7 protein-coding genes are annotated in these 12,937 nt (G+C 35.4%); 4 read left to right on the forward strand and 3 right to left on the reverse strand.

What is annotated here, in order from left to right:
• Positions 1 to 203 precede the first annotated feature (203 nt).
• Entirely contained in the window at positions 204 to 4,343 is a 4,140-nt protein-coding gene (locus QUH73_RS14915; protein WP_289531238.1) for a hybrid sensor histidine kinase/response regulator transcription factor, read from the reverse strand.
• Between the two features lie 196 nt (positions 4,344 to 4,539).
• Here QUH73_RS14915 and QUH73_RS14920 point away from each other — a divergent pair, with 196 nt between their 5' ends.
• Together QUH73_RS14920 and QUH73_RS14925 are read left to right on the forward strand one after the other, a co-directional pair.
• Complete coding sequence (locus tag QUH73_RS14920; RefSeq protein WP_289531239.1) at positions 4,540 to 5,655, forward strand: glycoside hydrolase family 130 protein; 1,116 nt, start codon at positions 4,540 to 4,542, stop codon at positions 5,653 to 5,655.
• A 570-nt stretch (positions 5,656 to 6,225) separates the two neighbouring features.
• Positions 6,226 to 6,672 carry a hypothetical protein gene (locus QUH73_RS14925; protein WP_289531240.1) on the forward strand — a complete coding sequence of 149 codons (447 nt, stop codon included), beginning with the start codon at positions 6,226 to 6,228 and terminating at the stop codon, positions 6,670 to 6,672.
• A 69-nt stretch (positions 6,673 to 6,741) separates the two neighbouring features.
• Here QUH73_RS14925 and QUH73_RS14930 read toward each other — a convergent pair whose 3' ends face one another.
• Positions 6,742 to 8,319, reverse strand: coding sequence for a PorP/SprF family type IX secretion system membrane protein (locus tag QUH73_RS14930; protein ID WP_289531241.1), 1,578 nt, complete (start codon positions 8,317 to 8,319; stop codon positions 6,742 to 6,744).
• 18 nt (positions 8,320 to 8,337) lie between these two features.
• On the reverse strand, positions 8,338 to 10,344 hold the full coding sequence (locus QUH73_RS14935) for a gliding motility-associated C-terminal domain-containing protein (RefSeq protein ID WP_289531242.1): 2,007 nt from the start codon (positions 10,342 to 10,344) through the stop codon (positions 8,338 to 8,340).
• Positions 10,345 to 10,790: 446 nt separating this feature from the next.
• On the opposite strand from QUH73_RS14935, the gene QUH73_RS14940 reads away from it, so the two are divergent.
• Positions 10,791 to 11,246 carry a deoxycytidylate deaminase gene (locus tag QUH73_RS14940; RefSeq protein ID WP_289531243.1) on the forward strand — a complete coding sequence of 152 codons (456 nt, stop codon included), beginning with the start codon at positions 10,791 to 10,793 and terminating at the stop codon, positions 11,244 to 11,246.
• Between the two features lie 10 nt (positions 11,247 to 11,256).
• The gene (locus QUH73_RS14945) at positions 11,257 to 12,861 is read left to right on the forward strand and encodes a S41 family peptidase (RefSeq protein WP_289531244.1); all 1,605 of its coding nucleotides are present in this window, start codon (positions 11,257 to 11,259) and stop codon (positions 12,859 to 12,861) included.
• The last annotated feature ends 76 nt before the right edge of the window (positions 12,862 to 12,937 follow it).

Below are 12,937 nucleotides of genomic sequence, written 5' to 3' on the forward strand. Positions count from 1 at the left end.
ATAAAATCAATATGATAAACAGCAAGTTTTAAATTCGATTGAAATATTAATAATAGTGAATAAATTTACACGTTTGAATCCTAATGTATATAGGAACAATTGCATAAAAATCGGGATATTAGCATATATATTCTTTTAATGAAATGTTCTCAATATCAAATGTGATATTGGGGACATTTTTTTGATCCCATTATCGATGGTCTTCAAGTGTTTTCCTGCTTGGATTTATCGATGATATTTTTCTTGTAATCGGTAGGAGATTCACCATAAAGCTCTTTAAAACACCGGTAAAAATAGGTTCGGTTATTAAATCCTGTTTCATAGATGATCTCAGAGACCGTGTAAGAAGATTCCAGTAGAAGAGATGCTGCTTTCTTCAATCGAAAATTACGAATGAATCCATGAGGCGTAAATCCGGTAACCGCTTTTATTTTACGGTACAATTGGGTTTTACTCATTGCCAGTTGATCTGCCAATAGGTCGGCGTTTAATTCGGTTTTATCTAAATTCTCATCCACAAATTTTTGCAGATTGTCCACAAATTTCACATCTCGTTTGTAAAGTCCCGACACATCTTTTACCGAAATGCTTTGTACTGATTGAAAAGCATCACGAACTTGATTTCGCATTTCAATTAATTTCCTGATTCGAACCTTAAGATGTCGGGGATCAAATGGTTTTGGGATGTAACTATCAGCACCCGATTCAATTCCTTGAATTCGATGTTCTAACTCTCCCTTTGCAGTCAATAAAATAATAGGAATATGACAGGTATTAATGTTCTCTTTAATGGCGATACATAATTCCAGTCCGTCCATTTCCGGCATAATAATGTCACTTACAATAACCGAAACATCATTGGAATTTATTTTGTCGAGTGCTTCAAGACCATTTTTTGCCAGTAAAACGTTATAGTCCTGATGTAAAATATCATCGATTAAATTTCGAAGCTGTTCATTATCATCAACAACTAAAATATTGTGTTTTGGACTTTCTCCATCAGAAGTTTCTGTTGCTTTGTCAGCAAAAGAGACAAGCTCTAAACCCATTATTTCTTCTATTGCTCTGTCTTTTATTCTACTCTCATCAATTACAATTTCATTTTGTTTTTCCCGATTTGAATATTGACTTTTCGAGATGGGAATTGAAATTGTAAAGCAACTGCCGATATTGGGTTTACTCTCCAATTGAATACTTCCTTTGTGAAGTTCAATCAGACTCTTGGTTAATGACAAACCAACTCCGGCACTTTCTGAAAATCTTTTTTCTTTAGGCAAAGAGTTTGCGTTTTGAAAGAAGCGGTCAAATATTTTATCCTGATATTTTGTTGGGATTCCAATGCCGTTATCTGTTATTTTTATGATTGCATTTTTTTGTTGATGCAGTAATTCAATACTTACACTTCCTTTTTGCGGCGTATATTTTAATGCGTTAGATATCAGATTCAGCAATATCTTTTCCATGATATTATTATCGAACCAGCCAATGATATTTTGTGAGTTGTCGATCAATTTTAACTCGATATCTTTTTCCTGAGCATATTGAGTAAATGCCTCTGTTATTGTTCTTGTGAAATCAGTAAGGTTGTAATTTTGAACCTGCAATTCAAAATGACCGGTTTCCACTTTTCTAAAATCGATCAACTCGCGAATAAGATGCAATAGACGGGTAGAATTGTTATAAATAGATTTTACGTAAGGAGAAATTTCTTTGTTGTTGGGGTGCAGATCCATAAGTTGAGCTGCAGGTGCCATAATTAAGGTAAGGGGAGTTCTAAATTCATGAGCAATATTCGTAAAAAATTGAAATTTATAATGGTTTATTTCTTTGGTTTTTTGAATTTCCAACCTTTCAATTGCTAATTTATTTCTCATTTTTGTTCTGCGGAGAAGCAAAAAGATGAATAGAAATATGGAAGCAAATATTAGAATGACGTATGAAATATATGCCCAGTTTGTTTTCCAGAAAGGAGGATGAATTGTGAGTTTGATTTCGCGGGTGTCCGGATTCCAAATACCGTCTTCATTCGTACATTTTACTCTGAAAATATAATCTCCGGGCGGAACATTGGTGTAAGTGGCTTCACCTTCTTTTTTGATTAATGTATAATCTGTGTTAAAATTCTCCAACTTAAATGCATACATGCACTTTTGTTTGTTATGGAAGTTTAATGTTGTGAATTCGAATCGAAAAAAGTTTTGGTCGTACTTTAGGTGTAGCGAATCCGACATGTCGATGTAGAAAGGAACAGGGTTCTTCTCTTTCTCGGGTTCGTTAAATACAGAAAAATTAGTGATGGCAAGCCTTGGAAAATATTCTATGTCTGCAACCTTATTCGGATCAAAATAAGTAAGACCGCTAACACCACCAAAATATAATTTGCCGGTCTGTTTTCCAAAACACGATGCACCATCAGTAAATTCGTTACTCTGCAATCCGTCTGAATAAAAATAGCTCCGTATTTGACTGTTCCTGTAATTCACTTTTGCCAATCCATTATTTGTACTTACCCAGATGTTATCGTTTTGATCAGTCTGAATAGCGTGAATCGTATTGTTTGGCAATCCATTTTGTTCTGTATAGTGAGTAAACTGATACGGAAAAGTGGTTAGGTTTAATCTGTCAAGTCCTCCGCTGGTACCTATCCAGAGGTTCTCATTATTCGATTTGCACAGGCTTAAAACATCATCATTTAGTAAGGAATTAAGATCGTTTGAGTTGCTTCTGAAAGCCTCAAATTTTTCTGAAATTGTATTTAAGCGGTAAAGGCCACCACCACGGGTACCTATCCACAGTATATTGGGTTCTCCCTCTACTATAGAATAGATTATATTGCTGTTTAGTCCGTTTTTATTGAGTGGATTACTTTTGTAGTGGCTGTAATCTGCCAGACGGTATTTTCCATCCTTTTTACGCACAATACTCAAACGAAATAAACCATAACCACTGGTACCTATCCATAAATCGTTAAACGCATCCAAACAAATGGAATAAACAGATCCCAATTTAATACCTGATGTATTTTCAAAATCATTGGGGAAATGCAAAATATTTCCAGTTTTAGATTCAAACATGTCAATTCCTTCACCATCAACACCAATCCAAATGTTTTTAAAAGAATCATTGCCCAAGGATAATACGGCATTGTTCGAAAGTCCGTTTTTGGTATCGAAAACCTGGGTGGTAGTATTAGTCTCAGTAATTAAATTTAATCCGTTTCCTCTGGTACCTATCCATAAATTTCCATTTGCATCTTCATGCGCGGCTCTAACAATGTTGTGGTTTAAACTGCCTTCCGAAAGATCCCCTTTTTTTTTCAATTCGAAGAAATTGCCCTCCATGATGTATTTGTGTACTCCATCTCCATCGGTGCCAATCCATAAAAGATCGGGTTTCGTTTGGGTGATCGACCAAATCTTAACCTTTTTGTTTTCAGAGTTCTCTAAAAGTTTAATATGGCAAGGTTCAGACAAATTTAATTTGAATACTTCCCCTTCATCAGTACCTCCCCATAAAAATTCACCATCTAAGCTTACCGATAAGGAAGTAACAGAAAAGGGAGTGGGCTGTGGTTTGGTTTCTTGAATTGTTCCGTCTTCAAGATTAATGGATAGAAGCCCACCATTGTTTAAGCTTACAAAAAGAAAGAGCTGTTTGTGGTAGGTGTAAAACCAGTTTTTATCAGAATTAAACTGGTATTTACTGCTTAGATAAATTGTTTTTGTGATTTCCCATGTGTCGTTGTGCTCCAATTTATAGACATTTCCTTCTTCAGACAAGCACCATAACTGTTCATTGGATGTAAATGCAAAACCAACTGTTTTTTTGGTAATATCTTTCTGATTGGAAATCTGAATTGGTTCAGAAAATTGCTTGTTTTCATAGTCAAATTTACAAATTCCATAATTGTATTTACTGCACCAAATTACCGAATCCGCATCGAGACCAGCCCGGTAGCTTTCCTCCCGATATTCTATAAAATCAATATTATCCTGATAGGAAGTAAAAGTATTCTGCTCGTAATTATACGTGTTGAGGCCATTTTCAGTCACGATCCATAAATTATTGAACCGATCTTCAAGAATACTTCTGATGATATTGTTATTGATTGTGTTTTTGCGAAAGGTATTGGGTTTGAATACTTTTATATTGCTTCCATCGAATCGATTTAATCCATCCCATGTACCAAACCACATGTATCCTTTCGAATCTAAATAAGATGAAGTTACGGCACTATTGGATAATCCTTCAGTACTTCCTATTTGATTGTGTCTCCAGTTGCTGGCTTTAAAACCAGTAAGAAATAAAATCAGTATTAATCCCCAAGTAAAAACCCTTAGCATTTTTTTTAGGAAAAGTAACAAAATACGAATAGGCTGACAAGGTGAAGTCATTCTAATTTTACCTGTTATGCTAGTTTTTAGTAAATTAGGGTATAAAGTATACAGATATGGAAGTAGAGTATACTAGCCACTGAGCTATAAGGATTTTATTTGTAGAACAATGAATATGGATTGAGCCATTAAAAAAGATAGACTTATGGAGATTTGCAAGAGAAATTTACACATTATTAACTGGGAAACGGAAGTTGATTTAAATAAACCCGTTTCCAGATATCCTGGTAATCCAATCGTCAGCTGTGCAGATGTTAACCGTGTTTGGAAAGATCCAAGATACCAGGTAATCACTGTTCACAATGCGGGTATTACAAGCTATAATGCTGAGGTGATAATGTTGTTTCGGTCTCATCTTCGAAATGGAATCTCGTTGATTGGTACTGCTCGCAGCAACAATGGAATAAACAATTGGGTGATTGATCGTGAACCAAGTATAAAACCCTGTAATGCTAAGGATATATTCGCTGAAGGAACAAGTAAGAATAACTTGATTGAAAATGAAGCCGGAGGAGTAGAAGACCCAAGGATTTCTTGTATAGGAGATACTTATTTTATTACTTATAGCGCTTATCATGCACTGGAAAAAGATAAGGTTCGGGTTTCGTTGATTACAACTCAGGATTTTAAGTCGTTTGTAAGGCATGGCCCCTTAATGGATGTAGATATGCGGAATGTTGTAATTTTTCCTGAGAAAATTAATGACCGGTATTATGCTCTTTTCCGCCCGAATGATCATACTGAAGATCATACCGGTGGTGTTTTTAAAGAGATTCAAATTGGCTGCAATAAAGATATTTTCAATAATAATTGGATTTTAACAAAGGAACCAATTATGAGACAGGCCGGAGGGCCAAGCACATTTGGCAGTAAAATAGGACCGGGTGCAACTCCCATTAAAACAAAATATGGATGGATTAATATTTTTCATGGGGTGAGAGGTACTATGGATGGTAATCCTTATACTTTGGGTGTCGCTCTTCATGATTTGAAAAACCCGGATAAAGTTCAGGTATCTAATATTCCGATTCTATTTCCCACTAAAGCAGACTGCAGAACGAAAGACGAAGAGTATGTTCATGTTCCCAATGTCGTATTTTGTTGTGGTGCTCATCGAAAAGATGATGGTACAATATTTATATATTACGGTGGAAATGATACAGTAATGAATGTTGGAGTTACACATGAAGATGTACTTGTTGAACTTTGCCTGAAATATCCTCAAAATCCTATGGATGGAATTCCGACATATCAATTTTAGATTTAAAAGGCGGATAAGGGATTTTTTCTTTTTAAGGATTGCACTTTTAGTATTCTTTAACACTTGTTCCAATCTGTTAACTTCATTTTGAACTACATTTGTTTCATAGAGATTAAAGATTAGGTTTTTCATAGATTAGATTTAGATAAATTGATACCCGGCTGAACACCGGGTTTCTTTTTTTACTCACAGTTCATCTTACCAGACAAATTACTCCAATTAATTTAAGCTTCTTTAACTTCTTTTTCAAGCAATTAACATTTTAATGATTTACCTTTAAAGGAGAATAAAACTTGTAAGTGGTTTTTTTCATAGATTAAAGATTTAGGTTAGTAATTAGTGGTTAGTGAAAAAGTCTGGTGTGATGCCCGGACTTTTTTCATTTTATGATATTCGTTTTTCAGTCAATTATTTTTGATGTACCTGTTTAATTTATTTGCATTTGGAAGACTTTATGGATAACTATTTAACTTTTATTAATCAGATATGATGGAATTAGTGAACATATTTCGTAGATTTGATATCATAACTTAATTGAATTTTATCTATTTATATCTGAAAAATTAGACCATGAAAAAATCTATTTTAATACTTTTTGTATTTGTCGGGTTCGCTCTTAGCGCACAAAATACCAAAGTTGAAGTGCTGAAAGAGTTTCTAAAAGGAACCATTCAATTGGATACAGGTGATATTGATTTAGAACAACCAATCTTTACTATTAACGAGTTGGCTGCCAATAAAGCTGATAAAGTAACGGATTTAACAAAGGAAAATGTTGCTGAAGTTTTAGCTGAAGCAAAAAACTATTCTACATGTATTGTAACTGTAGGGGTGCACACAATCGTTAAGATTACCGATTTTGAAGATTGCAGTCCAAGTGGTGCATGGGGCGCATGCATGCCAATAGGGAAAGGCTATATTCAAAAGGCGGGTGTTTTATCTGAAGTAAATGATTACCTTAAAAATATCATTGGACGACCAGGTTCTCAGGAGAGAAAAGTGTTTCTTTTTAAATAGAAATAGTAAAACAATGCATATTTTGGGAAACCCTATCGGCTAATGTTGATAGGGTTTTGTATTAGGTTGTTACTGGTAATTGTATATTTCAAAGGAAACTCTTCGATTGTTAGCGCGGCTTTTATTGTCAGTATTTGCCACAACGGGTAAGCTTTCGCCATGAGGGACAACGATTATTTGGTTATCGGGAATACCGTTTAGAACCAAATAATTTTTTACAGTTAACAAGCGTTTGTAAGCCAATTCTATGTTAGAGCTGTCGGAACCTATATCATCAGTATGTCCGTGCATTTTAAGCGTGTAGTTCTGGTTCTTTTTCAGGATTTTTATTACGGTTGCCAGTTTATTTCTGGAATATTCGGTAAGGGTATAGTTCCCAAACGAGAAATAGATGTTTTCAAGATGATCTTCCATATCTATTTTTTCTTCTTTCTGTTCCGGGCATCCTTTGTTTTCGAAACTTCCTGGTATTTCCGGACAAAGATCTTCACTGTCAACGATTCCATCTTCATCAGAATCTACCGGACAACCGGTTTCGTCAACAATGTAATAGGAAGGCGTATTAGGACATTGATCAATATCGTCGGCCACACCATCTCTGTCCTGGTCAGACTGTTTATCTCTTTTTTCCATTTCTTCCAAAGCCTTTCTTAAATAATCTATTTTTTTGTATTTCTCGGCTAACAGGGTTTTAAGGATACTGCTGTCGTTGTCCAGAATTCTGTCTGGCTTTTTATCGGAAGATAGTGGGAGACTAAAGCCAAGAAGGAATTCATGATTGTTGGAAGCGTATCTTCCGGTTTTTTTAATACCAAGATCATAAGAATATCCAATCGTAAAGTTTTTAAGAATCTTTACACCTAAATTAAGTCCCAATGAGAAATCATCACGGTAATTAACTGCAAACCATCCTTTGCCTTTTAAATCAGCAATCACATTTACATCGTACTGAAAAGGGGAACTGTCGGCATATCTAAGAAGCAGGAACGGAGAAATGCTAAGGTCTTTAACCATATTGATTGGAAACTTGTATCCGCCTGTTACCAATAATTGTCGGTTTAATTGGTAAGAACTTTGTTTATCGCCACTGGATTCGGATATTGAGTTGTTGAGTAGTTGAGGAACTGTGATGCCCAGTAATAGATTATTATAAGTGTAATAGACACCTAAGTTAGCCATAAACTCGGTGTTTTTGATGTTGTTGTTAAGCAAATAAGGATCGCTTGAGTTTGCTATAATTCCGGACATATCCATTCTGAAATCGGAAACTCCGGCAGAAATACCAAATCGAAGGTTGTGCTCGTCGGTGAATTTTAAACGGTACGAATAACTAAGTAATGCTTGTGTGTTACTAAAAATACCTACATCATCATTCGTCAGATTTAAGCCAGCACCATATTTCCCCTCCTTTAATGCAGCATCTGCTGTAAAAACATGGGTAACCTGACCACCATCAAAACTCATGAATTTTTGATTGCGGATAAGGTATGAATTGAATAATTTATTGGCTCCTGAAGCTGCCGGGTTGTATACAACCGGATTAATGTAATACTGATCAAGTAAAGGTACCTGTTGCGCTTTTACAGAAAAATCAGCAAAAGCTACTAGTGTTAAAATGAATGTTATAAGCTTTACTTGGATTCTCATAATATGGGTATATTCAGCTTAATTCTTGCCAAGAATGGATATCGTTCCTCTAATTGGGTTTATTTTTTCCTGGTTAAAATTGATTAGGTAGTAATAAGCACCATTGGGAAGAATCGATCCGTTATAGCTTCCTTTCCAATTATTTTGATAAGATTTGGCATGATAAATTTCCTGTCCGTAGATATTAAAAATGGATACCTCAGGAGCATTTAAATCCGATTCGTATTGAATCAGCCATTCGTCATTTATCCCGTCACCATTCGGAGTGAGTGCATTGCCGACAATTACCTTTTTACCATCCTCTAAATGTATTTCGGCTAGCTGACCTGCATCGGAAGATCGACAATAATTTGAATCAACAACAAGTATCTGATAGGTTCCTATAGCTAAATTATCTAACTCCAATAGATTCTCGTCGGTTGAGTAGGTGTCGCCGGGATTGATAATAAATTTGTAAGGAGGTGTTCCGTCAGTTGTACTAATTGTGAGCTGTCCATCATTCTCAAATTGAACATCCTTGCTAAGGATTTGCAATTTTGGATTTTTATGAACCACAATTTCGGGCTTTGATCCAATAAATTCATCGACACAATTACCAATTGTTATTTTGTAACTGGATTGTTCATTGGGCAGAATTTCTTCGAAAACAACTGCTTCTCCCGAACCAGTTATGCTGCCAACCTCCTTATTTCCATCATGCAAAATATATTCGATTCCATCAATTGAGGCAGGCAGTTCAATATCTACAAATTCACCCAGACAAATCTCAGAAGGAGTTACAAAACTTTCCAGTGAGAGAGGATTAATATCAAAAAGGTCAATTTGTTTACTGCTGCTTAAAATCATTTTATCTGTACAAACAGATTCATAGGCGTAAACTTGATATTTGGTCGGTTTTGATGGTGTTAATGAAGGAAAGGTGATCGTATTTCCATTACCAATAATGTTTGCTTCCAGAAAATTACTTTCATCGTGAATTTGGTAATAAATACCTTCTTCACTATTCTCAATAGATAAAACGACTTCTTCACCGACACATATTTTTTCACGACTGGCTGTAAGCTCCCGATCGGTTTGCGGCGGATTGTGAACGTCAACGTCAACAGTATATCTAATATCTATTGGGTTTATGCATTTATTACCCAGTGCTTCAATTCGATAGGTAGTTGAAGAAGAGGGAATAGTTGGTTCAAAGTTTATGTCCTCACTATTTCCTGTCAAAGGTGATCCAATTGGAGTATCTCCGGCAAAAAGTTGATAACTAACAGCAGGGTCGGTTGGTGTTAAAGAAATTATTACCTCCTCGTCTTTGCAAATGGTATGTTTGTCAATAGTTGGGTGTAAATGATCCTCTGGAGGAAGGCCAACTAAAACTTTAGCTGTTTGCTGAAGTGTTGAGGTAGAAGCGCAGGTGTTGTTCGTTGCAACGATATGATAAATTACAGATCTAAAAGGAGAGAATTCAGGAAAAGAAATGCTTGAATTGTTTCCCTGAATTGGGCTTTGTTGCATGTATGTACCATCGTATAATTGGTAGCTAACTCCTAATTGACTGCTGTTTAGTGAAATGGATGTCTTTTCCCCAATGCAGATTTGATCTTCGGATATGCTCACGGCGATATTATCAACCGGCTTGCTGATAACTTCAATACTTACAGTTTGAGACAGGTCAATACTTTCTGATGTTATTGCATGAATTGCAGCGATATGGTATGAGGTTGAGCAGTTAGGAGTTATGGTAAAGTGGATTGTGGAACCATTTCCCGCCTGCGGACTGCCAATATTTGTATCTTCAGATTTGAGTTGATAGTTTACACCAATTTCACTTTGCGTGACATGGATTTGAGTGAGTTCTCCTTCACAGATTATTTCTTTATCAATAGTAACCGTAAGTGAATTATCCGGAATTGAAGGTAAAACATTAATCTTGCTGTGATGTAATGAATATCCTTCCTTTGCAAAGCTTGCTGATAGTAAATAAATAATAAGTAAGATATATCGCAGTTGTTTGTAGATCTGGCTCATTAGTTATTTTTGATTACAGTATTCTTAAAAGGGATTTGCTGTTTTATATCTCTGTAAAAGGAACACGTAAAATATGTTCTTTTAAGAAAGATTAACAATTTAAGATTGGTGTTTTTGATATTTTAAGAAATTTGACACAAATCATTGGTTTCCGGTTCGTATATTTATATGACTGTAAATCTTAGGAAATCCCCTTATTTAATTTATGTTTGCAAATTTTTCTTGAATTAAGTTTTGGTTGTATTTATATGATTGTTAAGTTGTTATGGTGAATTGTAGTTTTTGCCACTTTATTTTGATCAGCAATGCAAAAATAATGACAAATAGGCGTTTATTTAATGGCAAGAATTTGAGTTCAAAATTATTTGAATCTATATGTAGCGGAAGAAGTTCTCCCAATATATTTTTATACATTTGTTTGAACCATTTTAAATAAGAGAGTATATATGCAAAATGCTAAACAGTTGGATTTTGACCAAAAACAAGATAAATTAGACAGAAGATATGTGAGAATGGCTTTGATTTGGGCTGAAAATTCATATTGTGTACGAAGACAGGTTGGAGCATTAATTGTAAAGGATCAAATGATTATATCGGATGGATATAATGGAACACCTTCCGGTTTTGAGAATGTTTGTGAGGATGAAAACTTTCAGACTAAGCCTTACGTTTTGCATGCAGAAGCAAATGCAATAACCAAAGTTGCAAAATCAAGTAACAGCAGTGAAAATGCAACACTGTATGTAACTGCTACACCATGTATTGAATGTGCAAAATTAATAATCCAGGCTGGGATTGTTCGGGTTGTTTATTCGGAAGAATATCACAGCACGGAAGGGAAAGACTTGTTGGAAAGAGCAGGGATTGAAGTGAAATATGTAAATGTTAAAGAACCGATTTAAAATAGTTTTCATGGGAATTAATAACAAAAGAAGTACAATATTATTTCCAATACTTTTGGCTTTTGCTGTGGTGTTTGGGATGGTATTGAATTCCGTTTTTCAAAAAGGAGCAGGTGCTGAGTCAGGCATTTTTAATTTGCCGGGTTCAGGTAGTAAGTTGGATGTTGTATTGGATATGATCGAGAAGGATTATGTGGATACTGTGTCATCCGGAGAATTGGTTGAAAATGCTATCCCGGCTATATTGAAAGATCTGGATCCTCATACTGTATATATTCCGGCTAAAGACCTGCAACGTGTAAACGAAGATTTAAAAGGTAATTTTGGTGGAATTGGAGTTCAGTTCATTCGCTATCAGGATACTGTTGCCATTGTGCGGGTTATTCCTGGTGGTCCGTCAGAAATTGCGGGTATAAAAGCAGGTGATAGAATTGTTATGGTTGATGATTCGCTTGTTGCCGGCATTAAAATGACGGATAATGATATTATTGATCGTTTGAAAGGACCGAAAGGAACTCCTGTTAAAATTGGAATTTATCGAAGAGGCGAGAAAACGATCATTGATAAAGAATTATTAAGAGGATCTATACCTGTAGCCAGTGTTGATGTTGCTTATATGCTTTCGGATTCAATTGGATATATTAAAGTCAGTCGATTTGCTGCCACCACTTATTTTGAGTTTTCCGAAGGATTACAAAAATTGGCAACTCAAGGAATGAAAAAGCTGATTGTTGATTTACGGGGAAATACAGGCGGATATCTTTCTGAGGCGACAAACATGATCAATGAATTTTTGACTGGTGGTAAAATGATTGTATACACACAAGGTAAATCGCAGCCAAAAGCGGATTACATGTCAAACGGAAATGGGCAGTTTCAGGATCTTCCTCTAATGGTTTTAATTGATGAGGCTTCTGCATCGGCGAGTGAGATTTTTGCCGGGGCTATTCAGGATAACGACAGAGGTAAAATTGTTGGCCGTAGATCATTTGGTAAAGGATTGGTTCAGGAGCAGAGAAGTCTTCCTGACGGATCAGCACTAAGATTAACAGTTGCCAGATATTATACTCCAACAGGCAGGTGTATTCAGAAATCATACGAGAATGGCAAAGAGGATTATTACAATGATTTGAATCATCGCTTTTTGCATGGTGAATTTGAAAAACAAGATTCGATTCATTTTGATGATTCATTAAAGTTTGAAACTCCGGGAGGTAATATTGTTTACGGTGGCGGAGGCATTATGCCTGATGTATTTATTCCTGTTGATACTTCTGGTTATTCAAATTACTTTAGAGAATTAAGAAGTAAAGGGGTAATCTATCAGTATGCATTTTCTTTTGTTGATGATCATCGGGCTGAAATGCTGGAATTGAAAGACTATAAGTCTGTGCTTGCATTTATTAAACATCAGCCTGTGGTTAAAGAATTGGTTGCTTACGCTAAAAATAAAGGAGTAAAACCAGACCCTCACGGCTTGGCTCAATCGTTAAATGTAATTGAGATTCAGTTGAATGCCTATATTGCAAGAGACGTGATTGACGATGAAGGCTTTTATCCAATTATTAAAGATCTTGATAAAACCTTACTTGAAGCTGAAGTTTTGTTTAAGTAATTTTCAAATAAAATATTTCAAGGGAAGACTCGCATTTTGCGGGTCTTTTTTTATTTCTGATAGCGTCATTTAAACC

Source organism: Labilibaculum sp. K2S (assembly GCF_030372765.1).
Lineage (GTDB): Bacteria > Bacteroidota > Bacteroidia > Bacteroidales > Marinifilaceae > Labilibaculum.